The sequence below is a fragment of the Timonella senegalensis JC301 genome, from assembly GCF_000312125.1.
Lineage (GTDB): Bacteria > Actinomycetota > Actinomycetes > Actinomycetales > Cellulomonadaceae > Timonella > Timonella senegalensis.
The window spans coordinates 196,302-220,174 of record NZ_HE978641.1 but is presented as its reverse complement, the minus strand read 5'-3'; the positions used below and the strand labels follow the sequence as shown (position 1 = coordinate 220,174).

At 61.0% G+C, this 23,873-nt stretch carries 22 protein-coding genes; 11 read left to right on the top strand and 11 right to left on the bottom strand.

From position 1 onward, the window contains the following. Positions 1–186: 186 nt before the first annotated feature. Together HGSM_RS01025 and HGSM_RS01020 are read right to left on the bottom strand one after the other, a co-directional pair. Complete coding sequence (locus HGSM_RS01025; protein WP_019146879.1) at positions 187–939, bottom strand: MIP/aquaporin family protein; 753 nt, start codon at positions 937–939, stop codon at positions 187–189. A gap of 113 nt (positions 940–1,052) precedes the next feature. Continuing rightward, positions 1,053–2,792: a glycerol-3-phosphate dehydrogenase/oxidase gene (locus HGSM_RS01020; protein WP_019146878.1), complete on the bottom strand. Its 1,740-nt coding sequence runs from the start codon at positions 2,790–2,792 to the stop codon at positions 1,053–1,055. Between the two features lie 97 nt (positions 2,793–2,889). Between HGSM_RS01020 and HGSM_RS01015 the strand changes: the two genes are divergently transcribed. Together HGSM_RS01015 and HGSM_RS01010 are read left to right on the top strand one after the other, a co-directional pair. Next, complete coding sequence (locus HGSM_RS01015; RefSeq protein WP_019146877.1) at positions 2,890–3,843, top strand: sugar-binding transcriptional regulator; 954 nt, start codon at positions 2,890–2,892, stop codon at positions 3,841–3,843. 59 nt (positions 3,844–3,902) lie between these two features. Then, positions 3,903–4,421 carry an amino-acid N-acetyltransferase gene (locus tag HGSM_RS01010; protein ID WP_019146876.1) on the top strand — a complete coding sequence of 173 codons (519 nt, stop codon included), beginning with the start codon at positions 3,903–3,905 and terminating at the stop codon, positions 4,419–4,421. Between the two features lie 57 nt (positions 4,422–4,478). On the opposite strand, the gene HGSM_RS01005 is transcribed toward HGSM_RS01010, so the two are convergent. Then, positions 4,479–5,399, bottom strand: a complete 921-nt coding sequence (locus HGSM_RS01005; protein ID WP_019146875.1) for an HhH-GPD family protein — start codon at positions 5,397–5,399, stop codon at positions 4,479–4,481. A gap of 160 nt (positions 5,400–5,559) precedes the next feature. On the opposite strand from HGSM_RS01005, the gene HGSM_RS01000 reads away from it, so the two are divergent. Continuing rightward, a complete protein-coding gene (locus HGSM_RS01000) occupies positions 5,560–6,348 on the top strand; it encodes a hypothetical protein (RefSeq protein ID WP_154646197.1) in 789 nt (262 codons plus the stop codon). Here HGSM_RS01000 and disA read toward each other — a convergent pair. Both disA and radA read right to left on the bottom strand, forming a co-directional pair. Continuing rightward, entirely contained in the window at positions 6,345–7,430 is a 1,086-nt protein-coding gene (disA, locus tag HGSM_RS00995; RefSeq protein WP_019146873.1) for a DNA integrity scanning diadenylate cyclase DisA, read from the bottom strand. The two genes, HGSM_RS01000 and disA, sit on opposite strands and share 4 nt — an antisense overlap. 95 nt (positions 7,431–7,525) lie before the next feature. Next, positions 7,526–8,899, bottom strand: a complete 1,374-nt coding sequence (radA, locus tag HGSM_RS00990) for a DNA repair protein RadA (RefSeq protein WP_019146872.1) — start codon at positions 8,897–8,899, stop codon at positions 7,526–7,528. A gap of 345 nt (positions 8,900–9,244) precedes the next feature. On the opposite strand from radA, the gene HGSM_RS14900 reads away from it, so the two are divergent. The 5 genes from HGSM_RS14900 (at position 9,245) to araA (ending at position 14,840) form a co-directional block, all read left to right on the top strand. Continuing rightward, positions 9,245–9,373, top strand: coding sequence for a hypothetical protein (locus HGSM_RS14900; protein WP_019146871.1), 129 nt, complete (start codon positions 9,245–9,247; stop codon positions 9,371–9,373). Between the two features lie 8 nt (positions 9,374–9,381). Next, positions 9,382–10,401, top strand: coding sequence for a LacI family DNA-binding transcriptional regulator (locus tag HGSM_RS00985; RefSeq protein ID WP_081581246.1), 1,020 nt, complete (start codon positions 9,382–9,384; stop codon positions 10,399–10,401). 195 nt (positions 10,402–10,596) lie between these two features. After that, complete coding sequence (locus HGSM_RS00980; protein ID WP_019146869.1) at positions 10,597–12,234, top strand: xylulokinase; 1,638 nt, start codon at positions 10,597–10,599, stop codon at positions 12,232–12,234. 54 nt (positions 12,235–12,288) lie between these two features. After that, complete coding sequence (locus HGSM_RS00975; protein WP_019146868.1) at positions 12,289–13,026, top strand: L-ribulose-5-phosphate 4-epimerase; 738 nt, start codon at positions 12,289–12,291, stop codon at positions 13,024–13,026. A 305-nt stretch (positions 13,027–13,331) separates the two neighbouring features. Then, positions 13,332–14,840, top strand: a complete 1,509-nt coding sequence (gene araA / locus HGSM_RS00970) for an L-arabinose isomerase (protein ID WP_019146867.1) — start codon at positions 13,332–13,334, stop codon at positions 14,838–14,840. Positions 14,841–15,057: 217 nt separating this feature from the next. Here the strand turns inward: araA and HGSM_RS00965 are convergent, their stop codons facing one another. Then, positions 15,058–15,255 (bottom strand): DUF6199 family natural product biosynthesis protein, encoded by a 198-nt coding sequence (locus HGSM_RS00965; RefSeq protein WP_019146866.1) that lies wholly within the window; start codon positions 15,253–15,255, stop codon positions 15,058–15,060. 264 nt (positions 15,256–15,519) lie between these two features. Here HGSM_RS00965 and HGSM_RS00960 point away from each other — a divergent pair, with 264 nt between their 5' ends. From HGSM_RS00960 to HGSM_RS00955, 3 genes are all read left to right on the top strand, one after another. After that, a complete protein-coding gene (locus tag HGSM_RS00960) occupies positions 15,520–16,800 on the top strand; it encodes a glycoside hydrolase family 43 protein (protein WP_019146865.1) in 1,281 nt (426 codons plus the stop codon). Positions 16,801–16,911: 111 nt separating this feature from the next. Beyond that, on the top strand, positions 16,912–17,079 hold the full coding sequence (locus HGSM_RS15025) for a LacI family DNA-binding transcriptional regulator (protein ID WP_407635101.1): 168 nt from the start codon (positions 16,912–16,914) through the stop codon (positions 17,077–17,079). Further along, positions 17,043–17,945 carry a LacI family DNA-binding transcriptional regulator gene (locus HGSM_RS00955; RefSeq protein WP_019146864.1) on the top strand — a complete coding sequence of 301 codons (903 nt, stop codon included), beginning with the start codon at positions 17,043–17,045 and terminating at the stop codon, positions 17,943–17,945. The genes HGSM_RS15025 and HGSM_RS00955 overlap by 37 nt, the downstream gene beginning before the upstream one ends. 87 nt (positions 17,946–18,032) lie before the next feature. Here HGSM_RS00955 and HGSM_RS00950 read toward each other — a convergent pair whose 3' ends face one another. From HGSM_RS00950 to HGSM_RS00930, 5 genes are all read right to left on the bottom strand, one after another. Then, on the bottom strand, positions 18,033–18,722 hold the full coding sequence (locus HGSM_RS00950) for a YesL family protein (RefSeq protein ID WP_019146863.1): 690 nt from the start codon (positions 18,720–18,722) through the stop codon (positions 18,033–18,035). Then, a complete protein-coding gene (locus tag HGSM_RS00945; RefSeq protein WP_019146862.1) occupies positions 18,722–20,152 on the bottom strand; it encodes an arabinan endo-1,5-alpha-L-arabinosidase in 1,431 nt (476 codons plus the stop codon). Before HGSM_RS00945 ends, HGSM_RS00950 begins: the two co-directional genes overlap by 1 nt. A gap of 78 nt (positions 20,153–20,230) precedes the next feature. Then, positions 20,231–21,190, bottom strand: coding sequence for a carbohydrate ABC transporter permease (locus tag HGSM_RS00940; RefSeq protein WP_019146861.1), 960 nt, complete (start codon positions 21,188–21,190; stop codon positions 20,231–20,233). An 11-nt stretch (positions 21,191–21,201) separates the two neighbouring features. Beyond that, positions 21,202–22,140 carry a carbohydrate ABC transporter permease gene (locus HGSM_RS00935; RefSeq protein WP_019146860.1) on the bottom strand — a complete coding sequence of 313 codons (939 nt, stop codon included), beginning with the start codon at positions 22,138–22,140 and terminating at the stop codon, positions 21,202–21,204. A gap of 87 nt (positions 22,141–22,227) precedes the next feature. Continuing rightward, the gene (locus HGSM_RS00930) at positions 22,228–23,577 is read right to left on the bottom strand and encodes an ABC transporter substrate-binding protein (protein ID WP_019146859.1); all 1,350 of its coding nucleotides are present in this window, start codon (positions 23,575–23,577) and stop codon (positions 22,228–22,230) included. Positions 23,578–23,873: the final 296 nt, after the last annotated feature.

Here is a 23,873-nt window from a genome sequence, read left to right as displayed (position 1 = left end):
CTTGCTTTCTGCAGTGTTTGGACTGAAGTTTTGGTTCGGGGGATGAGCTGAGAATTTTCGACGATAGTGCGGGTCGGCGCCCGCGCATTCGTTGGGAGGACCTGGGCTTGGAGAAGATCCGCTACGCGGATCTCAGTGCGGCTGGGCGACCATTGCTAGCGCCGCCCAGCCACCTGTGAGTTTGAATCAGGAGACGGGGATCCAGTTGAGGCCGTTGGCCAGGAGGCCAGCAATGACAGCACCAACGATTGGACCTACTACTGGGATCCAGGAGTAGCCCCAGTCGCTTGAGCCCTTGCCCTTGATTGGGAGGACAGCGTGTGCGATACGTGGACCGAGGTCACGAGCTGGGTTGATGGCGTATCCGGTTGGTCCACCGAGGGACATACCGACTGCAACCACGATGAGTGCTACAGCGAGTGGACCCATCTGGGATGGGCTTCCTCCGTTGATGAGAACCCAGAACACGAGGATAAAGGTACCGACGGCCTCAGTGAGGACGTTCCACAGTGGGTTGCGGATTTCAGCGCCGGTTGCGAAGACTGCGAGCTTGAGGCCTGGGTCTTCGGTTGCGTCAAAGTGCTGCTTGTAAGCGAGGTACGCGATGACAGCACCAATGAATGCACCCACCATCTGGGCACCCAAGTAGGTCAGGGTGCTGGTTGCGTTGACTTCGATTCCGGGAACGTAGTTCTCAGCTCCCGACGCTGCGATACCGAGGGTTACTGCTGGGTTCAGGTGTGCACCCGACTTGTACGCTGCGTAAACACCAGCGAAGACTGCAAAACCCCAGCCGAACGTAATGAGAACCCAACCGGTTCCATTACCCTTCGTCTTGCCGAGCACCTGGTTTGCCACAACGCCTGCACCAAGGATGATGAGGATTGCAGTACCGAGGACTTCGGAGAGGAAGATGTCCCCGAGTGTAATTGCGTCCATGTGATTCCTACTCTCTTGACTTCGTTGTCGAAGGCATCTGTGGCCCCCACAGCCTTTGTGGGGGCGGACTTGAGCTTTTACGCCCTATCCGAGCGTACGTGACGTGCGCCGATCTACTCCATAGGAGAGAGATCGGAAGCCTGAAGTCGAACTTGTTCAGCGCTTGCGTCGTCCTGTTCGGCTGCCGCGGCTTCTTCTGCGGCAGCACGGTCACGGTAGTTCTTGAGTTCAACGGAGCGGGTTTCCGCATCCCAGCCAAGCGCGTTGGCTGCGATGTCGGCGATTTCCTCGAGGGCGCTCAGTCCTCGATCTGCGAACTCGTAGTTAATGCGGGTGCGGTGAAGCAGGACATCTTCCAGGTGGATGACGCCTTCGCGGGTCACTGCGTAGTGGATCTCTGCGCGGAGGTATGCCTCTGCGCCCTTGACTGGCTTTGCCATGGTTGGGTCTTCGTTGCAGATAGCGACGATCTCGTTGATCATCGATCCGTAACGGTGGAGCAGGTGCTCGACCATTTGCTTGGACCAGCCAAACTTTTGTTGGTACGCGCGGGTCTGGTTCTTCATTGCCGCGAGTCCGACCGCTCCGAGGAGCGGGATGTTCGTGGTGACCGAAGGCTTGGATGCGGCTTCGGCGCCGAGCGCGAAGTCCACGGCGTCCTCTGCCATGACTCGGTAGGTGGTGAGCTTTCCGCCAGCGATGACCGTGAATCCCGGTGTTGGAGAGGCAACAGTGTGCTCACGCGAGACCTTGGCGGACGAGGTGCCCTCCTTGACCTCTGGCTGGAGGAGCGGGCGCAGGCCTGCGAACGTTCCAATGATGTCTTCGCGGGTGATTGGGTCCGCGAGTACTGCGTTGGCGTGCTCGATCACGTAGTCAATGTCTGCGGAGGTAGCTACAGGGTGCTGCAGCTCTTGCTTCCACGGGGTATCGGTGGTTCCGATGATCCAATAGCGGGACCATGGAATCACGAACAGCACCGACTTTTCAGTCTGCAGGATAAGTCCCGAGGTGCCCTTGATGCGATCGCGTGGCACCACGATGTGGATGCCCTTAGAAGCGAGAACCTTGAGCCCTCCGGTACCACCCGCGAGGGCTTCGGTCTCCTCAGTCCACACGCCGGTCGAGTTGATGACGTGACGAGCGTGAACAGTGAAGGTCTCGCCGGTCTCGAGGTCCTTGAGTACTGCGCCGTTGACGCGGCCAGCAGGGGACTTGGTCAGTTCCTTGACCTGGGTGCGAGGAGCGGCGTGCGCGCCGTAGCTAGCTGCCGTGCGGACCAGCGTCAGCACGAGCCGAGCATCGTCAACGGATCCGTCCCAGTATTCGATGGCTCCGACCGCTGCATCGTGGCGCAGGCTTGGGAACTTCTTTTGCATTCCCTTGCGCGAGTAGTGGCGGTGGAAGGGCATCGCACGCTTGCCGGGGGCAAGTGAAGCGAGGATGTCGTAGAGCATGATGCCGGCCCCGATGTATGGGCGCTCGTACTGCTTGATGAGCGGGAACAGGAACGGCACAGGCTTCACCAGGTGTGGGGCCAGCTTGTTGAGCAGCAGATCGCGCTCGGTCAGGGCCTCGTGCACCAGGGAGAAGTCGAGCATCTGCAGGTAGCGCAGGCCACCGTGCACAAGCTTGGATGAGCGGCTCGAGGTTCCGGAAGCCCAGTCCTGGGCCTCAACGATTGCGGTGTCGAGTCCACGGGTCACCGCGTCGAGCACAATTCCAGCGCCGGTGACACCACCACCAATCACGAGCACATCGAGCGGTGCTTCTGGGGTAGTAGCCTTCATTGCTTCTAGTGAGCGCGAGCGTGACTCTGGTGAGAGAGTGGAGTTTGGGCTTGTGGCAGACATCGCTGTCCTTTCAGAAAATGGCCTCGACGTATTTACAAAACTTCCACGACCTAGAACGGTTGCGCAACTCGAATGCACATACGTGCAAAACTAGAGTATGGCTTACCGAGACCAGGACATCCTCCGCGTTGCGTCTATGTACTACCTGCAAGACGTAAAAATGGAGACAATCGCACGTCACATGGGGACTTCGCGTTCGACGGTTTCCCGCATGATTAAAGAAGCAAGGGACTCCGGTCTGGTGGAAATCACACTGCGACCAGCGCAATCCCGTGCACCCGGCCTGCGCCAGCATTTTCGTGAAACATGGGGTGTCGAGGCATTTGTTGTGCCAGTCATGGACAGCCACTCGGACGAGTCGAGGCACGAGCAAGTCGCACTTACGTGCGCAAAATTGGTTGCAAACTGGTTCCAGTCAGAGATGGTTTTGTCTGTTGCGTGGGGTACGACTCTGAGCGCCATCGCACGGCACCTGCCCAAGAAGCCCACCCAGGGCGGGGCGATCGTCCAACTGAATGGGGCTGCAAACACCCGAACTTCCGGTGTCGCCTATGCCGGTGACCTGATCGCAAGCTTCGCAGAGGCATTTGATGCGCACGCCGTCTACTTCCCGGTGCCGGCCTTCTTCGACTTCGACGAGACCAAGGAGGCGATGTGGCGTGAACGCTCGATCCGGCGTGTCATCGAGATGCAGCGGGCTGCCGACATCGCGCTCTTCTCGGTGGGTGCTCTGACTGGTGGACTGCCCTCCCATGTGTACTCTGCCGGGTATCTCGAGCAGGACGACGTGGAGACCCTTGACCGCGAGGGCGTGGTGGGTGACGTGTGCACTGTGTTCCTTCGCGAGGATGGAACCTACGCGGACATCCCTATTAACAGCCGGGCCACCGGGCCCAACCCGATGCAGCTCAAGAACATTCCGCGCCGCGTGTGCGCCGTTTCCGGCGATAACAAGGTCACGCCGCTTCGGGCTGCCCTGCGCGCGGGCGTCATCACTGACCTCATCATTGATGAGATTACGGCGACCAAGTTCATGATCAACTCCGACTAGTTTGCGACGCATCGTGGTCGTATCCTCACTCAGCGGTGAGAAAGGCGTACGTTCTAAGTGTGAATAGTGACTTTCCTTTTGAGCTTCGTCCCGCACGCCCCAAAGACGTACCCGCCATCCGAGCGCTCGTCGAGCCGTATGCGGCGGAACGCATCCTCATTGCTAAGGAAGCAGTCACGTACTACGAGTCAGTCCAAGAATTTGTGGTGATCCATAAGGTTGGCGAACCAAACAGTATTGTGGGCTGCGGTGCGCTCCACATCATGTGGGAGGAACTGGGGGAGATCCGCACGCTCGCGGTGGACAAGGAATACCTCGGCCACGGCATCGGCGGGACCATTGTTGAAGAGTTGCTGCGCCGGGCTCGCGAGTTCGAACTCAAGCACGTTTTCTGCCTGACCTTTGAGATCAAGTTCTTTGAGCGCCACGGCTTCAAGCAGATCGAGGGCACACCAGTGGGCGTGGACGTGTATGCGGAACTCCTACGCTCACACGACGACGGCGTGGCCGAGTTCCTCGACCTCGCCCGCGTGAAGCCCAACACCCTGGGCAACTCGCGCATGCTCCTCGAGCTCTAGTAGCGCCTAGCGTTAACGCTGGGGCAAGCACCTGGAGCCAACACCTAGTGCTGGCTCCTAGGACGCGGGCAGCGAGTACGCCTCGCCGTCCTGCTCAATAAGACCGTCCTCGATCAGCGAGCCCACGCACCGCTCCAGCTGGGCAGCGTCCGGCCACACCAGGTCGACCTGCGCGCCGAGCACAGGTCCGTGCGCCTCCCTAAGTAGCTTCATGACCTTGCCTCGGACCTGGCGGTCCGTGCCCGTGAACTTTTGCGTGGTGCGCTTGTGCGCGTGCTCATCCTCCGGATACCCCGCAGCCCGCCAAGCGCAGAGCGCCCTAATTGGGCATTGCTCGCACAGCGCTACCCGTGCCGTGCATATGACGGCACCGAGTTCCATCGAAGCCGCAGCCCACAGGGCTGCGTCCCCAGAATCGTCGGGAGTAATTTTGCGCGCAAAAGCGCGCTCCGCCGCCGAGTACGTGGGATGCGCGAGCGCATCCCCGTCAATCGCCCTGGCCAACACGCGCCGCACGTTCGTGTCCACCACGGTGGAGCGCTCGCCGTAGGCGAACGCGACCACGGCCGCCGCCGTGTAGTCGCCGATGCCGGGCAGCGCTAGCAGCTCCTGATAGGTGCGTGGCACCTGTCCGTCATGATTTTCGACGATTGACCGGGCACAGTCCGCAAGGCGCAGCGCCCGGCGCGGATAGCCGAGTGAGGCCCACTCTCGTAGCACGTCTGCGGTGGGGGCGGCGGCAAGATCGGCCGGAGTTGGCCACAGGTCGAGCCAGCGCCGCCAGATCGGTTCCACGCGGGAAACCGGCGTCTGCTGGGACATGACCTCGGACAACAGCACCGCCCAAGCTGACGTCTGGGGATCGCGCCACGGAAGCGGCCGCTGGTGTTCTTGGAACCACTCGCCCACGAGGCGTTGGATTTTGCTGATCCGGGGATCAAGCGAGCGCGCATCGCGGGTGGAATCTGTGCTGTTCACCCGCCGTCCGAGGGGCGGTTTTTGGGTTGCTGAAGCTGCGGAAACCGGAGTTGGAATGGAACGACGCACACCCCATTGTGGCATGGGGAGTCCAGCCGAACGGCGGCGCGCCAGCGCGGAATTCGGCAAGATTCCTCAGTTCTCGCCGTACCGTATGGATATGGAGCCACGCACCCCTGGTCGCGAACAAGGCGACCCCTCAGCGCCGAGGCAACGTAACGCGCCACGTCCAGACCCGACTCCCCAGTATGTGTACTGGATCAGACGGGCAGTCGCGATCTTGATTCTCCTCGCCCTAGTCGCCATCCTCGTGTTCGCGATCAAGGGCATCGCGGGGATCTTCACCAAGGATGAACCGGACACCCAGAATTCGGCGGAAGGTACGGCGGGCTCCGGTAAGACCAAGGATCCGGCGCCCTCCAAGAGTGCGAAGGACGACTCTGCCGTGAGCACCACCAAGGATGGCAAGACTGACGAGCCCAAGAATGCGGACAAAGACACAGACAAGGGCGAGGACTCCGGCAAGGACGATCTCAAGGACGGCAAGGCGGGCGCTCCTGCCGCGTGTGACCCCAGCGCTATCGTGCTCGCCTTGAGCAGCGGCTCGAAGAGCGTGGTGGAGGGCAAGGGAAATGCCTTCAACGTTGACCTGACGTATCAGGGACAAGAGGACTGCCTCGTGGATCTGAACGCGAGCGAGGAGGTCCTTACGATCTTCTCGGGCTCTGACCGTATCTGGTCCAGTGCAGACTGCGAAACCGACTCGAGCCGTCCGTACTACATGGAGGCGGGCGCCAAGGCGAAGAACACGATCAACTGGAGCGGCGACCGCTCGAACGCCTCGTGTGCCAAAGACATGCCGACCGCACTACCCGGAACCTATAAGGCAGTGGCCAACTACAAGGACGTCAAGTCGAACGAACTCGTGTTCCAGATAACGAAGGACTAAACGTAGCGCTCGAGGATGCTTGACTCAGCGAGGCGGGACAGGCCCTCGCGGACTGCTCGTGCACGCTGTTCACCCACGCCGTCAACGGCCATGAGGTCTTCAATGGTTGCTGCGAGGAGCTTTTGGAGGCCACCGAAGTGGTTGACCAGGCGGTCCACAATTGCTCCGGGGAGGCGTGGCACGCGGGCCATCATGCGATATCCGTGCGGCGCAACGGCTGCATCGAGTGCATCGCCACCGCCAGGAAGGCCCAGGACACGGCCAATCGCGGAGAGGTCGAGGAGTTCGGTCGAGTTTAGCTTGCCGAGTGAGGCCAGAATCTCAGGGACGGACTGACCCTTGCGGGTGGTGTCCACGTAGTCGCGCAGTACGAGTTCGCGGTCGGAGACGATCGCTCCGATGAGCTCGTCGTGTTGGAGGGCGAGCAATCGTCCTTCAGTGCCGAGCTCGACCACGTAGCCGGCGACTTCATCAGAAATACGGCCGACCATTTCGAGGCGTTGGACCACGATGCATACGTCACGAACCGTGACGAGGTCCTCGATCTCAAGGGCGGAGAGAGTGCCTGAAACTTCGTCGAGGCGCGACTTGTATCGCTCAAGTGTGGCGATTGCCTGGTTTGCCCGGCCCTGGATGGTGTCGGGGTCCTCGAGCACGTAGCGGGTGTCGTTGATGTAGAGCGCAATGATGTGCATCGACTGAGACACGGAAATGACCGGAAGGCCGGTCTGCTTGGCTACTCGCTCGGCAGTACGGTGACGGGTACCCGACTCGGAAGTCTCGATGGTGGGGTCTGGCAAGAGCTGGACGGCCGCGCGGCGAATGTGTCCGCCGTACCCCTCCATGACAACGGCGCCATCCATCTTGCAGAGCTCACGAAGACGCGTTGAAGCGAACTCGACGTTCAGGTCGAATCCACCGGTTGCGATTGACTCAACCAGGTCGTTGTATCCGAGCACGATGAGGGCACCGGTGCGTCCACGCAGGATGCGTTCAAGGCCGTCACGTAGCTCCGTACCAGGAGCAACGGCGGCGAGGGTATCGCGCAAAAGTTCATCGTGATTCACGGGGGTATTGGCCACACCCAAATCTTACGCGGGAAAACGTTCAAGTTCCGCGAGAAATCAGGTGTGTTTGTTACCGAAGTGCGAACAAATGGTGCTCACCCTGCGGTTATTCACGAATGGGCGGCGGCAACTGCTTCATACACGGTTTGCGCTTGGAGGAGTTTCATACCCGCGGGGGCCTTGAGCGTTGCGTTGGCGGGCACGATTGCACGCTTGAAACCGAGGCGTGCTGCCTCCTGCAGGCGCTGCGCGATGCCTGTCACGGAACGCAGTTCTCCTGCCAATCCGACCTCCCCAAGGGCGATCGTTCCGACAGGGAGGGCCTTATCCTCAAGCGCAGAGATAATGGCCAAGAGGAGTGCGAGATCTACTGCGGGCTCGGTGATCTTGGCGCCGCCGATGGTGGACACGTATACGTCCGTTTCCATGAGCTTGGCGCCCAGATGCCTGTGCGCTACGGCGAGAATCATGGCAAGGCGGGAGTTATCTATTCCGCTGGTAGTGCGGCGGGGGTTGGCCAAGGGGCTTGGGACCACGAGCGCCTGAACCTCGAGAGCGAGCGGGCGGCGGCCCTCAATTGTCACGGTTACGCAGGTGCCCGGGACAAGCATGTTTATGTGGGACAGGAACAGGCCAGAAGGGTCGGAGAGTCCGACGATGCCGTCCTCTGTGAGCTCAAAGCAGCCAACCTCATCCGTGGGGCCAAAGCGGTTCTTGGCTGCGCGAACCATGCGTAGGCGAGAGTGGCGATCACCTTCAAACTGGCAGACCACGTCCACGAGGTGCTCGAGGGTTCGGGGGCCGGCGACCGATCCATCCTTGGTCACGTGGCCGACCAAAACAACTGGTAGGTTGCGGTCTTTGGCGCACTTGATCAGGGATGCTGCGACCTCTCGAACCTGCCCAACGCCTCCTGGAGAGCCCTCTACTTCCGCGGATGCGATGGTCTGCACGGAGTCCACGATGAGTAGATCTGGGTTGGTTGCCTCGACTTGCCCAAGCACCAGTCCAAGGTCAGTCTCTGCGGCAAGCAGCAGGTTCCCATCCAACGCATGGATACGCTCGGCGCGGAGTCGCTCCTGCCCGGCCGATTCCTCTCCCGTGATGTAGAGAACCCTGCGGCCATTGCGAGCCGCGGTAGCCGCGACATCGAGGAGGAGTGTGGACTTTCCCACGCCGGGTTCTCCCGCGAGCAGGACTACGGCCCCTGGTACTAGGCCGCCGCCGAGAACCCGGTCAAACTCCGAGATGCCAGTAGGTACGGCGCGCGCAGAGTCCACCGAGATGTCGGCGATGGGGCGCGCTGGGTTTGCCGAAGGGTTGCTCGCGGAAGTCTTTGGGCCGGTTGGGGCGGTTCCCGCCTCCGAGACAGTGCCCCATTCCTGGCATTCCCCGCAGCGGCCAACCCACTTGGCAGTGGTCCATCCGCACTCGGTGCAACGAAAAGCGGGGCGGACCTTGCCGGTCTTGGTAGCTGTAGCCATGGAACAAACCTAGACGGAGCCACTGACATTGAACGAATGCTGGGGCGTGAGTTGGGGCTGGTACAGGACCAAGATCGTCGAAAATAACCTGCCGAGAAGGGTGCGAGGACTGCGAAATGCACGTTAGGAGCGTCTATTTCGCAGTCCTCGCACCAATCTCGGCAGGGCTTTCCCTCCTCTCCCCGCGAGATTGCACCTGGGGGTCCGAGATGTTCCGGCCGCCGGAACATCTCGGACCCCCAGGTGCAATCTCGGCGTATGTGAGCGGCGGAGAGGTGCCGGGCGCCAGGACGCGGAACGGTTACAGTGGAGTCACCAGACCAACCCGCCCACAGGAGCGCGACTATGACCACAGGCCAGGACGACAAAAAGACACCTAAGCCGCCATCGATGCAGCGCAAGCTGATCTGGCTCGGTGCGGCGCTCGTAGCGCTGTACTTCATTGCCGACGGCATTATTGGCCTGCTGAAGTAGGGACAAGAATGGCTGCAGGGCGCCCACCGGGCATGAACGACGTGGCAAAACTGGCTGGGGTGTCCCACCAGACGGTCTCGCGCGTCCTGAACGGCCATGATTCAGTGCGGCCAGAGACCCGCGAGCGGGTCCAGGCCGCCATTGACGAACTGGGATACCGGCGCAATTTTGCGGCTCGGGCCCTCGTTACACGACGATCTGGGACCATTGGCGTCATCACGACCGGGCGGTCCTTGTTCGGCCCGCAGCGGGCGGTGGTTGCGATCGAGGAGGCTGCGCGCGAGGCCGGGTACTTCATCTCGATGGCCACTGTGAAGCGCGCGTCGTCGCGCGTGATGAAGGAGCTTCTGGACCACCTGCTTGGGCAGGGTGTGGACGGGATCGTTGTGATCGCACCAGAGACTGAGGTGGTAGAGGCGCTGCACTCATTTGTGGCGCCAGTACCGGTAGTTGTGTTCGCGGACGCGGAGCTCGTGCCTGACTCGATGCAGTCGGTTTCCTTGGACCAGGTGCAGGCGGGGCGAATCGCCGTGCGGCACCTCGCGGAGTTGGGACACCAAGACATAGCCCACGTGTCTGGTCCGCTCAACTGGACGGACGCTCGCGGACGGCTCGAGGGGTGGAAACTTGAGTGCACCGAGCGTGGGCTCAATCCAGTGCCGTTGGTCCAAGCGGACTGGTCGCCTGAGCGCGGGTACGAAGTGGGCGTGCACCTCGCGCGAGCCGGAGTGCCGAGCGCGGTGTTTGCCGCCAACGACATGATCGCTCTGGGTCTGATCCGTGCGTTCACGGAAGCTGGCCTGCGAGTTCCGCAGGACGTCTCGGTAGTTGGAGTGGACGACCAGCCGGGCGCGTCGAACTTCATCCCGCCGCTCACCACCGTGCACCACAAGTTTGCAGAGATGGGCCGGATGGTCATCGAATCGCTCCTTGCCGTGATTGACGGGGGAGAGGCGCGCAACTCGGTGATTGAGCCCGAGCTGGTGGTCCGTTCAAGCACGGCGGTGCCGCGGGCGCTGGCCGGCTAGGCGCTGCGCCGAGTCCGGCGCGCTTGCACGCAAGAAATCTGACTTAACGGGTCGGCTTGATTCCCACAAATGTGAACGCTAACATTCTGAGTATCAAACCGTGCCGCGCCCTGCGTTCCCGAAAGTGTGAACGCTAACAAGCCGCGCACGTGGACCATCAGAACCCGCACAGCGTTGTGGCAGAGAGAGGCAGCGATGACCACCGCATCCCCGTCAGTTGAGCAGATCCGCGCGGCAATCACTTCAGGCGGCACCGCCCTCGGCATCGAACTCGGCTCGACTCGAATCAAGGCCAGCCTCATTCTGACCGACGGCACCCCGATCGCCGCGGGGGCCCACGACTGGGAAAACGAGTTGGTGGACAAGCGCTGGACTTACTCGCTCGAGTCCGTGGAGCGTGGAATGCAGGACGCCTACGCAAGCCTGGTTACTGACATCGAGAGCCAGTACGGCGTGCGTCCCACCACGTTCGGCGCGCTCGGCATCTCCGCCATGATGCACGGCTACCTCGCGTTCAACGCTGACAACGAACTGCTCGTGCCGTTCCGCACCTGGCGCAACACCTCTACCGGTCCGGCCGCCGCTGAACTTTCCGAGCTTCTGAACTACAACATTCCTCTGCGCTGGTCCGTGGCGCACTGGTACCAGGCGATCCTTGAGGAAGAAGCGCACGTACCTGAGATCGCATTCCTGACTACGCTCGCCGGATACGTTCACTACAAGCTCACCGGAAACAAGGTCCTCGGCGTTGGTGATGCCTCGGGAATGTTCCCTGTTGACCCTGCCACCCGCAACTACGATGTGAGCCTCCTCGAACTCGTAGACCAGCGCGTAGCGACTCGCCATCAGGGCCCGGCGCTCGCGGACCTCCTGCCCACGGTCCTCGTAGCCGGACAAGATGCGGGCCGCCTCACTGAGGCGGGTGCTGCCTGGCTCGACCCAACCAGAACCCTGACCCCTGGAATCATCACCGCCCCACCCGAGGGCGACGCGGGAACCGGAATGGTTGCCACAAACGCAGTAGCCCCGCGCACCGGAAACGTCAGCGCCGGAACCTCCATCTTTTCCATGGTTGTCCTTGAGCAGCCGCTGGCCAGCCGCCACCACGAGCTCGACCTTGTGACCACGCCGGTAGGCGACCTCGTGGCGATGGTTCACTGCAACAATGGCGCCTCTGAACTCAACGCTTGGGCGGGTGTGTTCGGCGAGTACGCCAAGGCTCTCGGCTTGGACATCAGCCCCGACCAGGTATTCGAGGCATTCTTCCGCGCGGCACTCGGCGGCGAAGCCAACGGCGGCGGATTGCTCGGCTACAACTACCTCTCGGGTGAGCCCATTACGGGCCTTGAGGAAGGCCGTCCACTGTTCGTGCGTACACCAGACTCCACTCTCAACCTCCCGAACTTTGCGCGCACCCAAATCAACGGCGCGTTCGCCACCCTCGCGCTCGGCATGAAGGTCCTGGCAGGTGAGGGTGTGGCAATCGAGAACATGTTTGCCCACGGTGGCATGTTCCGCACCGCCGGGGTCGCCCAGCGTCTGCTCGCCGCAGCCATCAACGCACCCGTCTCTGTGGGCCACACTGCCGGCGAGGGTGGGGCGTGGGGTATTGCGGTTCTCTCAGCATTCACCAAGGCTCGTGCCGCGGGCCTGGAAGCAGATCTGTTTGAGTACCTGACCTCAACGATCTTCGCGTCCGCGGAGATCAACACCGTCACCCCAGCCGCAACCGACGTCGCGGGGTTTGCGACCTACCTCGAGCAGTACACGGCGGGACTGGACATCGAGCGAGCGGCCGTAACCGCACTCAACACGACTATCAGCCAGGCGTAACCGGCGAAGATCGCCAGCGAGATCGCTGATAAGCACTCAAAGAAAAGGACAACAATGTTTGGTGACGCCCAAGTAGACGCCAAGGAAGCCCGCGGAATCGGCGAGGCCACGGGCCTCGACGCCTACAGCCAGGAAGTGCGCGACGAGATCGCGGCTGTGCGCAAGATCGTGTGCGACCTGCACGCGGAGCTCCCACGCTGGGAGCTCGTGGTTTGGACTGCGGGCAACGTGTCGCAGCGCCTCAAGAGCGCAGACCTGCTGGTCATCAAGCCTTCCGGTGTCACGTACGACGAGCTCACGCCAGAGAAGATGGTGGTCACGGACCTCGACGGCAACCTCGTAGACGGCGACCGGCTGCCCTCCTCAGACACCGCGGCTCACGCATATGTCTACCGCAACATGCCCAACATTTACGGCGTGGTCCACACTCACTCCACTTACGCCACGGCGTGGGCGGCGCGCGCGGAACCTATTCCTTGCGTGTTGACCATGATGGCCGACGAGTTTGGTGGCGACATTCCTGTGGGTCCATTTGCTCTGATTGGTGACGACTCGATTGGGCAGGGCATCGTGGACACGCTCAGGGACTCGCGCTCGCGCGCGGTTCTGATGCGCAACCACGGCCCGTTCACCATTGGCAAGGACGCGAAGGACGCCGTGAAGGCTGCGGTCATGGTCGAGGAAGTTGCGCGTACCGTGCACATCTCGCGCCAGCTGGGCGAGCCGACGCGCATTGCGCAGTCGGATATTGACTCGTTGTATTACCGGTACCAGAACGTGTACGGCCAATAACAAGCCATGAAATCGAAGTTGAGATCTCCGCGAAGCGAGATCTCGGCGGAGATGGAATGGGCGTAGTTATTGGCCAAAGAAAGTACGGCCAATAAGCGCAGGAACGCAGCGAAGTTGAGTTCTCCGCGAAGCGAGATCTCGGCGGAGATGGAATGGGCGTAGTTATTGGCCAAAAAGTACAGTCAAAACGTAGGCCGCCGCTGACAGCTGCTGAAGCTATCGCAACCCCACAATTTTCCGACGAATCGGCTGGTACCCAGCACAATCGTCGATAATCACAACGTATTTCAGAGCAAGGGATAGCAATGAAGAACCCATTTGAAGGTAAGGAAATTTGGTTCCTGACTGGATCGCAGAACCTCTACGGCGAGGAGACGTTGATTCAGGTTGCGGACCAGTCCAAGGAGATCGTCGAGCTGATTGCGGCGTCGTCTGATGTGCCGGTGAACGTGGTGTGGAAGCCGGTCCTGAAGGACTCGGACTCGATTCGCGCGCTCATTCTTGAGGCGAATGCGAACGACAACTGTATTGGTCTGATCACGTGGATGCACACGTTCTCACCAGCCAAGATGTGGATTCGCGGCCTGGACGCGCTGAAGACTCCGCTGCTGCACCTGCACACGCAAGCCAACGTGGAACTGCCTTGGGCGACCATCGACATGGACTTCATGAACCTGAACCAGGCAGCACACGGTGACCGTGAGTACGCGTACATTCAGACTCGCATGAACATCCCTCGCAAGACGGTTGTGGGGCACGCTTCAGACTCCGCTGTAACCGCGCAGATCGGTACGTGGGCTCGTGCGGCTGCTGGCTGGAACGCTGCACAGAACATGAAGCTCGCTCGTTTTGGCGACAACATGCGCAACGTTGCCGTGACCGAGGGCGACAAGACTGAGGCCGAGATTTCGCTTGGTGTTTCGGTGAACACCTGGTCCGTGAACGAGTTGGTTGAGGCAGTAAACGCTGCGACCGACGAGCAGATCGACGCTCTGGTGGCCGAGTATGCGGACCTGTACGAGGTGGATGCGGAACTGCTTCCTGGCGGCGCGAAGGCTGACTCGCTGCGTTACGGCGCTGCGATCGAGATTGGTCTGCGTTCGTTCCTTGAGGCCGGTGACTTCACGGCGTTCACCACGAACTTTGAAGACCTTGGCGAGCTTCGCCAGCTCCCTGGCCTTGCCGTGCAGCGCCTGATGGCGGACGGTTACGGCTTTGGCGCAGAGGGCGACTGGAAGACCGCCGTCCTGATCCGCATCGCCAAGGTTATGGGCTACGGCCTGCCGGGTGGCGCCTCGCTCATGGAGGACTACACCTACGACCTGACCCCGGGCAACGAGCTCATCCTCGGCGCCCACATGCTTGAGGTTTGCCCAACGCTGACCGCGACCAAACCAAAGTTGGAGATCCACCCGCTCGGCATTGGCGGCAAGGAAGACCCGGTTCGTCTGGTCTTCACCGCGGACTCCGGTCCTGCCGTTGTGGTTGCGATGTCCGACATGCGCGAGCGTTTCCGCCTCGTAGTCAACGTGGTCGAGAACGTGCAGCCTACCGCTGCGCTGCCGAACCTTCCCGTAGCCCGTGCCGTGTGGAAGCCGCAGCCTTCGTTCGCAGTGTCCGCTGAGGCCTGGCTGATGTCCGGTGCTGCTCACCACACCTGCATGTCCACGCAGGTTGGTCTGGAGGCGTGGGAAGACTTCGCACGCATGGCCAAGACTGAACTGGTCATCATTAACGAGGACACCAACATCCGTCAGTTCGCTGACGAGTTGCGTTGGAACAAGTCCTACTACCGCCTCGCGCAGGGCCTCTAGTCCCACTCCATGCAGGGGTTGGCGTGTGCCTCCCTGAGTAGTCAAGGAAGATAGGAGCCCGCTCGCCCATGGTGGTGGGCGCTCGGGTTCTGGGTTGGCGCGTGGTTCGGCCGGCTCGATGCTGATGCATCGGGCCGGCTGTTTTGTTTTCCTGGGTGGGAGTGGAAGATGATTTTCGACGATTGTGCCCCGGCTTCCAGCCGCGCGTTTCGCCGATCTAGAGCCAGACAACCCACACCACGAGTCCTGCCAGAACAAGCAGGATGCCTTGGACTCGGTACAGGGCGAGCGAAAGGTTAGATGGTTCGGCTCGATCCTCAAACTTCCAGAAGTTCGAGAGCGTCCACGAGAAGTCGGGTCGGATCGTGAACAAGAGCCCAAACGTAACTAGGGCGATGGCGAGCGCAACTGTCATGGTTGATCTTTCACCTTTGCTGGGTGCGGAAGTTCCACGTTGATCGGATCGTACCAAGTGGAGGGCGCTTTGGGTCAGCGGGTAGAACTACCGATTTCTCGAGAGTGCCGGTGGAACGGGACAGGGGCAAAAGGTCCTTGCAACTCTTCTACATCGATGTAAAAATGGAGGCAGAAAGTGCAAGCAAACGCCCGTGTGCGCGCGGGCGTTATTTTTGGCCGATGATTACATCGATGTAGGAGGCCAGAAGGAAGGTAGGTCCCAGTGACTTCAAACGTCATTTCCCGCGTGGTTCCACGCAACCCGCTGGTGGAACAGCGTGCTGACCCGTGGATCCTCAAGGATGGAGGAACCTACTACTTCACCGGTTCGTATCCTCAGTTCGACCGAATTGTTGTCCGGGGATCATCAACCCTTGCCGGGCTCAGCGATGCCGAGGAAGTCACCATCTGGAACCGCCCACTGGTGGGGGAGATGGGCGGAAACATCTGGGCACCGGAACTCCACAAGATCAACGGCAAGTGGTACTTCTACTTCACTGCTGGGCACGCCGACAAACCGTTCCGAATCCGTATGTACGTGATCGAAGGCATTGGTGAGGACCCCCGCACCGCCGTGTGGGGAGAGCCTCGCAGGATCGCAACCAAGTGGGACGAGTTCTCGCTCGACGCCACCGTGTTTGAGCACCGCGGGGACCTGTACTACGTGTGGGCTCAGCGTCCCATCCAGGAACCGGGTCTCCCGGATGGCGTGGTCATCAACTCCGACATGTACATCTCCAAGATGGCAGACCCTTTCACACTGACCGGACCGACTGTTCTACTAACCCGCCCGGAAGCGGACTGGGAGATCGTGGGTTTCAAGGTCAACGAGGGGCCAGCGGTAGTGGTCCGCAATGGCCGCGTGTTCATCACCTTCTCTGCCAGCGCGACCGATCATCACCACGCAATGGGTCTGCTGTGGGCGGACGAGAACGCGGACCTGCTTGACCCTGCAAGCTGGAGCAAGTCCGACGTGCCTGTCTTTGAGTCGAACGATCTGACCAAGGCCTACGGGCCGGGACACAACTCGTTCACGGTGGACGAGGACGGACGTGACATCATCGTCTTCCATGCCCGTTCGTACCGCGATATCGTGGGAAATTCCCTCTTCGACTTCAACCGCCACGGGCGAGTTGCTCCTTACTACTGGAATGCGGAAGGTTTCCCAGTGTTCGGCTTCCCTCTCGGAGACGGCCCCATTGCTTACCGCATCGTGGGCACTAACGGTCTCTTGGCCGTCACCGAAGACTCGATCGCACCTCATAACCGCGGGGCTCACGTCAACGATGAGTCATGGGAACCAGTGATCGCCGAACCGGTACTCGAAGTCATCTCCGAGGATCAAGCGACGGCCAGCCCGCAGGACGTGTCGCGCACTCTGTTCCGAGTTCTCGCAGACAACGGGGCTGAGCTCGTGCTCGAGCCGATAGTGAGCCCCGGCCGTTCGATCAACGTGGCCCGCGAGGGTGACTTGTTGCTGGGAAGCGTACTGAGTCTTTCCTAAGTTCTTCTGGAACGATGTACATTTGCACCAGAGCGAACTGCGGAAGTCGGCCGGAGTGAAGTCTCCGGCCGACTTTTCCTGTTATCGGCACGAGCCGGTTCGCGCCACGCGATGAGTAGAACAGAGGCTGAGTTCATGTCTGCCACCATGCAGGACGTTGCCAAACTGGCGGGTGTTTCCGTCAAGACTGTCAGCAACGTAGTTACGGGTATCCCTATATCCGCGAGACCACCAAGGAAAAGGTGCTCTCGGCGATCTCTGAACTCGGCTACCAGATGAACGTGAACGCGCGCTCGCTCCGCTCGGGCAAGACCGGAATCATCGGCCTTGCGGTTCCTGAACTCTCACTGCCGTACTTTGCTGAGCTTGCTGACGCCGTGATCAAGTACGCCGAGTCGCTCGGACTAACGGTCCTCATTGAGCAGACTAACTCCGACCCGGAGCGCGAAAAGGAATCACTGCATGGCCAGCGCCGCAGCCTGACCGATGGACTCATCATTTCTCCGCTGGCGTTGGGCCCCAACGACATCGCTGAGTTTGACGTCAACTATCCGCTGGTGATCCTTGGTGAGCGAGTGTTCGGTGCCAAGGCGGACCACGTGACCATGGCAAATGTCGAGGCGTCCAAAGCCGCTACCAAGCACCTCATTGACCTTGGGTGCAAGCGCATTGCCGTGGTGGGAGACCACGCGGGCGAGGTTATCGGTTCGGCCCAGCTCCGTACCTCCGGCTACGTGAAGGCGATCCAAGAGGAGGGCTGGGAGGTTGACCCAGCGCTCATCCGCGAGGCGGGCCTGTGGCACCGTTCTACGGGTGCTCAGGCGACCTTTGACATGATCGCCGAGGGTGTGGAGTTCGACGCTGTGTTCGCGCTCAACGACGCCATGGCGCTCGGTGTCCTCTATGCGCTCCAGGCCTCTGGGCTTCGCGTCCCTGAAGACGTCAAAGTCATTGGATATGACGATGTTGACGACGCCCAGTACTCGTTCCCCACCTTGACCTCCGTGGAGCCAGGAAAGGCCCAGATTGCGCGCACGGCAGTGGACCTGCTCAAGGAGCGCATCGACGGCCTTGCCCAGGACCCCGGTCCGCGCAAGGTTGTGGCGGACTTCAGCATCTCGCAGCGCGAGTCCACTCGCGTCTGACCGGGCCGCAGCGCGCTGGACCAGCCTGATTGGACTGCTGCGCGCTGGACAGAAGGGTAGATCCTACAAGCCGCCCACGCACCGCACTCAGTCCGACGCGTGCTTGGCTTCCCACACCGCATTTGCCTCGACAAGGAGTACGTCCTCGCGCCTAAATCCAGGCGAGTATGCCCTGTCGATCGCGCTTCCCGCCACCACGATGGAGAACCCGAGTGGGATGGAGAATCCCACGAGCAGTGCCGCCAGCGGGAGCTGCCACGTGAGCATCAAGAACGCGACGTTGACTAGCAGGATCGCGATCGTGGCGGGCAGGAACGTGAGCGGCGCGGCAAAGGCGAACTTGAGGGTTGCTCCCCAGGAGTCACTGAACCTCAGCAGCGAGGCGTGGAAGTAGGCGTGCGCGATCAGGCAGAGCAGCGTGACCACAACGAACGCCGGGAGGAGCGCAGTGGCCCCACCCCAGCCGTTGATCGTTGAGATACGAAAGGCTGCGAGGTCCGCGACCGCGAGCAGCGCAAGGACCGTGAACGGCCAGGCCTTGCGGTTGGACTCCTTGAATCCGCGGGCATAGCCACGCCAGAACTCGGTCCACAGGTTAGGGGAGGGCGAGCCGAGCGTCAGCGCTGTAAACAGGCGCCCGAGCGAATGTGTCGCCGGGGCGATCCCCAGCACAATGCCGCCTGCGAGCGTCCCCAAAACCCACAGGAAGTTCAGCACGACGATGTGGGTTGCGTAGGTCAAAAAGACCATGACGCGCCCGGCCCAGCCCGTTTCCATTACGCCTCCAGGTCCCTTGCCGCGTCCGCGTGCTTCACACCGAACACGGCCACCGTGCGGGTGACTCCATCTCGTTCTACGCGAGCATAACCCGTGAAGGCCGGGACGGTCCGCGCGTCCGCGCCTTCGCCAGCGCCCGGGACAACCGCCTGGCACAGCACTCCCTCGAATGCGCCAAGTGCCGCGAGGGTGCCGTCGCCATGGATCGTTTGTGCAGGTACCACAGGCGCACCCGACTCGGGTAGGTGTTCATGGGCCAGATACGTGGGCTCCCAGCCAAAGTTCACCACGTCCCACGCGCCCTCAAGTTCCGGCCGCACGTCGTGCGCGCCGAGCTCATCGAACGCTGCGGGTTCGCCGCCATACGGCTGCGGGGAAACCACCGGCCAGCCAGACGAAAGCCAGAACATGCGGCGGATCTGGGCGGTGTGCGATCGGGGCTGATCCCCAAACCGAACGTGGTGGACCATGAAACTGGCACCATCGTCGTTAATAAAAACGGAGTTGTGGCCGGGCGCGATCAGCGGCCGTTGGCCGCCAAAGTGGTGACCGGCAAGCACCAGCGTGCCCACGTGGTCAGGATTTTCGACGATTGAGGTGCCGTCCAGCGTTGAACTCACCATGGGAGAGTGGTCGCGGTCCGTGTACGGCCCTTCGGGCCGTGGGGCGTGCGCTACGCGGACGTCGTAGGTGTTGATCAGGGAATCGAAGCTGACGAACAGCACGAGCGGGTTCTGGCTGGAGCCCGCGCAGCGGGCGGGCCGGGAGGTCAGGAACGGACCTTCGAGTGCGCCCTCAACCGAGCGCGGACGCGAGGCGATCCGGGTGCCGAGGTCACCTGGGATGGCCGTGAAACCGGTCTCGCGGTCGAGCGGCAGCACGTACAGACCGGAGAAGAATGAGCCGTAGGTGAACCAGGGCTGCCCCTGCTCGTCCCAGTGGACCTGGGCGTCGATCGCGTTATGGGTGTTGGTCTCATGCTCGGTGCGCACCACGATCCCGCGGTCGGTCCACGGGCCCTTCGCGGTGGGCGCGGTGGCCAGCCCGATGGCAGAGGTTTTGGAACCAAAGCTGGAGGCAGAGTAGTACATGCGCCAGCGCTGTTCGGACGACCCAACGGGCCAGCGCACGACCTCGGGAGCCCACAGCCCAACGGCGTTCGACCACTCGCGGACTGGGGCCGGGACTTCACCCAGCGCGGTTCCCGCCCATTCCCACGTGATCAGGTCCGTGGAGGTGCGCATGTGGGCACCGGCAGGGGCGGGGCCGTCCGCGTACGCGTCAGTGGTGAACATGACGTAGGTGCCGTCATCGTCCCTGACGATCGAGGGGTCGTGTGCGTGGTTCAGACCCCAGGTGGCGGGGTCCGCGGAGGTCGTGGGGGCAGTTGCAGGCGGGGAAGCAGGTGCGGAAGTTGGAGAGGCGTTCATGGAGGACATCCAAAGTGCGTGGGGATATGACAGCGGGCCGGGCCACGTGGCCCGGCCCGCTAGCGGAACAGAAGGTGATCAGCCCTTGGAGCCGGTCAGCGCAATCGACTCAATGATCTGGCGCTGGAAGATCAGGAAGATCGCGAGCACAGGGACCAGAGCGATGACGGAGGCCGTCATGATCAACGGGTAGTCAGTCTGGATCGCGTATTGCGCGTTGAAGGTCGCAATGACCAACTGCAGCGTCTGCTTCTCTGGCGAGTTCAAGTAAATGATCGGAGCGAGGTAGTCGTTCCAGATCGCCATGAACCACAGGATGAACTGAGCGGCAATAGCGGGTTTGATCAGCGGAACGATCATGGTGCTGAATGTCCGGAGATAGCCCGCGCCATCGATCTTGGCTGCCTCGAGCATAGAGTCGGGGACCGAGCTCAGGTACTGCCTCAGGAAGAAGATCATCATGATGTTTCCGAACAGTCCCGGAACGATCAAAGGCAGAAGGGTGTCCACCCAGCCCCAGTTCGAGAACATGATGAACTGCGGGATCATGAGGGTCGGGAACGGAATCATCAGGCCCGAGAGCAGGAGCAGGAAGAACCCGTTACGCCACGGCACGCGGAGCTTGGCAAAGGCGAACGCCGCAAGTGCCGAGAAGACCGTTCCAACGATCGTGACCGAGCAGGCCACGATGAGGGAGTTCTTGATACCGGAGAGAAGCGGTCCGGCAGTCCACACGCGGATGTAGTTCTCCCAGACAAACGGATCGGGGATCCACTGTGGTGGCAGGTCGAACACGCCTTGCTGAGTCTTAAGCGAGGTTGACACGGTCCATAGGAGCGGGCCAATCATGATGACCGAACCAAGTGTCAGCACAAGCCCAACAATGATGTTGCCGATCTTGTAGCGCTTCTTGGCGGAGCCGAGAGGACGCTGTGGGGCCTTGTCCAGCTTAGGTAGCTTGGAGTTGGTGAGAACGGGGCTCAGACCCGGGTCCTCGACGGTCTCGGAGGGGGTGGAAGAAGAGACTTGAGTAGACATTTTCCTATACCTCACTCAACCGAGAACGAGTTCTTGGAGTTCACGCGGAACTGGATGGCGGTCACGATGAACACGAGCAGACCGAGCACGATCGACATTGCGGTGGCGTAGCCCATCTGCAGGTTGTCAAATGCCTTTTGCCAGATGTACCAAACGATCGTGGCGGAGCTGAACTCGGGGCCACCGGTCGGGGTCATGATGTTGACCTCGATGAACACCTGGGCTCCACCGATGATGTTGGTGACCACAAGGAAGAACGTGACGGGGCGGACCATGGGCAGGGTGATGGCCTTGAACTTCTGGAACGCGTTCGCGCCGTCAAGGGAAGCCGCCTCGTACAGAGATGCGGGGACCGACTGGATGGCGGCCAAGTAGAGGAGCATCGAGTAGCCGACACCCTTCCAGACCGACATGATGATGATCGCCGGCTTGACGGTGGCCGTGTTTTGCAACCAGTTCGGGCCGTCGATGCCAACCAGGTCGAGGACCTGGTTCACCAGACCGAAGTCACCGTTGTAGGCCCACTGCCACATGATTGCGATAGCTGCGAGAGAGGACACCACGGGGATGTAGTAGATCGTGCGGAACACCGTGGTTCCACGCATCTTGCGGTTCATGGCGAGAGCAAGGAGAAGGGAGATGACCAGGCCTATTGGAATGCCGATCATCAGGTAGAGGGTGTTCCACATTGCCTTGTGGAAGTAGGGGTCGTTGATCAGCTTGATGTAGTTATCGATGCCCACAAAGTTCATGGGGCCGATGCCGTTCCAGCTTGTCAACGATGTGTAGATGGAAAAGCCCAACGGGTACAGCGTGAACACGAGGAACCCGATGACTGGCACCGCGATGAAGGCTAGGCCAACCTTGCGTTCGTGCGAGTGGAGCTTCGACTTCTTGCGCACATTCCCAGGTGCTTGTGTGGGTGGTGTGGCGACGTCGGTGGCTGCCATCCCCTTCTCCCTTGTCAGTTGTGTGGTTGGGGCCGCGAGGTGCTCGCGGCCCCAACCAGTGCGGTGTGTGGTACCTAACCCAGGAGGTTAGTTTCCAGCGGATGCCTGCTCGGCCTGCTGGTTTGCCTCGTCCAAGAAGGCTTGCATCTTGGGCTGAGCTTCCTTGAGGTACTCGGCGGCGGTTACCTTGCCGTCGAGGACTGGCTGAATGTTTGTGAAGAACTCGTCGTACCACTCGGCCGAGTAGGTCTTGTTGGCTGGCAGTGGGCGGCCGTAGGTCTCGGCGATGTCGATGAACTCTTGCTTGTTCTCTGGCTTGGTCGAGGTGTCCTTCGCCCATTCGGTGGCGACCGACTTGAGGTTTGGAATCTGGATTCCGGCGTCAACGAGGGCCTGCTGAGAGGTCTCGTTTGCGGTGAGGTAGGTGATCAGATCAACTGCCTCTTGTGGGTGCTTGGTCGATGCGGAGGCCGCAATGCCAAGTGTTCCGATCCAGGTCGCCGATTCGCCGGTCTTACCTGCCGGGTAAGGAATGAGGTCCCAGTCGAAGTCGAGTTGCGAGTAGGTGGAGACATCCCATGGTCCCACTGGGAAGAACCCGATCTCGCCCTTCATCCAGCGCTGATAGGTGTCGAGGGTCTGCGCCTCGGCGATGGATGGGGTGGTCTCGTACTTGTTGGACAGGTCCGCGAAGAACTGGAGGGCTTCTGCCATCTCCGGGGTGTCCACGGTGACGGTCTTGCCATCTTCTGAGATCCAGTCTGCGCCATTCGACCACGCGAGTGCCTGGATGTTCCAAGTGACGTTGAGGCCGGTGCCCCACTGGTCGAGTTTGCCGTCGCCGTCAGTGTCCTTGGTGAGTTCTTGGGCTACCTTGACGAACTCGTCCCAGGTGTATGGCTTGTCCTTGTCAGGAAGCGGAATGCCGGCTTCCTCGAACATGGTCTTGTTGTAGCCAAACGAGAATGGGCCGATGTCCTTTGGCAGTGCGTAGATGCCGCCCTGGCCTTGGACCTTGCCGTCGTATCTGTAGGAGTCAACGCCGTACTCCCAGATGTCCGCGATGTCGAAGCCGGACTTCTCTACGTAGTCGGTGATGTCCATGATGACGCCGCCATTGGCGTACGCCTGAACCGAGCCTGGGTCGATGTAGAACACATCAGGAACCTGGCGGCCGGTGATGGCTGCCTTGAGCTTGGTGGAGTACTCGTCCGGGGTGGTCGAGATGACCTTGACCTTGACGCCGGTTTCCTCCGTGTACTCAGCAATGGCGGTCTCGTAGGCCTTCCGTTCGTCCTCGTTACCTCGGAACATGAAGGTGATCTGCTTCTCGCCGTCCTTGCCGGACTCAGAGGAGGTGCCGCCGGAGCATGCGGAGAGCAGCATGGTTGCTGCCAGCACTCCGGTGGTTAGGGCTGTGAGACGTGACTTCCTCATCACGGTTCCTTCCGTATCTCGATCGACTCAGTCTGGCGGGAGAAGTGCGGTGCACGTCTTGCCCAGGTGGGTGTGTGCCTTAGTGCACACCTCGTAGCGACCGGCCGATGAATCGTCATCGATTCGAGTTTCTACATCGATGGAAATAGAGTTACATGCCCATTCACATCCGGTCAAGAGGTTCGACGCAACTATTTTACATCGATGGAGAATCGTAACAATCGATTTCGATAATCTTGCGGATGGCGGCCTTGACGGGCCGCCTCGGCTGACGCAATAATCAACTCTACATCGTT

Coding starts and splice junctions, on each gene's coding strand:
- HGSM_RS01000 (WP_154646197.1), top strand. CDS start 5,560: ATGGAGCCACGCACCCCTGGTCGCGAACAAGGCGACCCCTCAGCGCCG.
- HGSM_RS00930 (WP_019146859.1), bottom strand. CDS start 23,577: ATGAGGAAGTCACGTCTCACAGCCCTAACCACCGGAGTGCTGGCAGCA.
- radA (WP_019146872.1), bottom strand. CDS start 8,899: ATGGCTACAGCTACCAAGACCGGCAAGGTCCGCCCCGCTTTTCGTTGC.
- HGSM_RS15025 (WP_407635101.1), top strand. CDS start 16,912: ATGAGTAGAACAGAGGCTGAGTTCATGTCTGCCACCATGCAGGACGTT.
- HGSM_RS00985 (WP_081581246.1), top strand. CDS start 9,382: ATGGCTGCAGGGCGCCCACCGGGCATGAACGACGTGGCAAAACTGGCT.
- HGSM_RS14900 (WP_019146871.1), top strand. CDS start 9,245: ATGACCACAGGCCAGGACGACAAAAAGACACCTAAGCCGCCATCGATG.
- HGSM_RS00950 (WP_019146863.1), bottom strand. CDS start 18,722: ATGGAAACGGGCTGGGCCGGGCGCGTCATGGTCTTTTTGACCTACGCA.
- HGSM_RS01020 (WP_019146878.1), bottom strand. CDS start 2,792: ATGTCTGCCACAAGCCCAAACTCCACTCTCTCACCAGAGTCACGCTCG.
- HGSM_RS00940 (WP_019146861.1), bottom strand. CDS start 21,190: ATGTCTACTCAAGTCTCTTCTTCCACCCCCTCCGAGACCGTCGAGGAC.
- HGSM_RS00975 (WP_019146868.1), top strand. CDS start 12,289: ATGTTTGGTGACGCCCAAGTAGACGCCAAGGAAGCCCGCGGAATCGGC.
- HGSM_RS00965 (WP_019146866.1), bottom strand. CDS start 15,255: ATGACAGTTGCGCTCGCCATCGCCCTAGTTACGTTTGGGCTCTTGTTC.
- HGSM_RS01015 (WP_019146877.1), top strand. CDS start 2,890: ATGGCTTACCGAGACCAGGACATCCTCCGCGTTGCGTCTATGTACTAC.
- HGSM_RS01025 (WP_019146879.1), bottom strand. CDS start 939: ATGGACGCAATTACACTCGGGGACATCTTCCTCTCCGAAGTCCTCGGT.
- HGSM_RS00980 (WP_019146869.1), top strand. CDS start 10,597: ATGACCACCGCATCCCCGTCAGTTGAGCAGATCCGCGCGGCAATCACT.
- HGSM_RS00935 (WP_019146860.1), bottom strand. CDS start 22,140: ATGGCAGCCACCGACGTCGCCACACCACCCACACAAGCACCTGGGAAT.
- HGSM_RS00945 (WP_019146862.1), bottom strand. CDS start 20,152: ATGAACGCCTCTCCAACTTCCGCACCTGCTTCCCCGCCTGCAACTGCC.
- araA (WP_019146867.1), top strand. CDS start 13,332: ATGAAGAACCCATTTGAAGGTAAGGAAATTTGGTTCCTGACTGGATCG.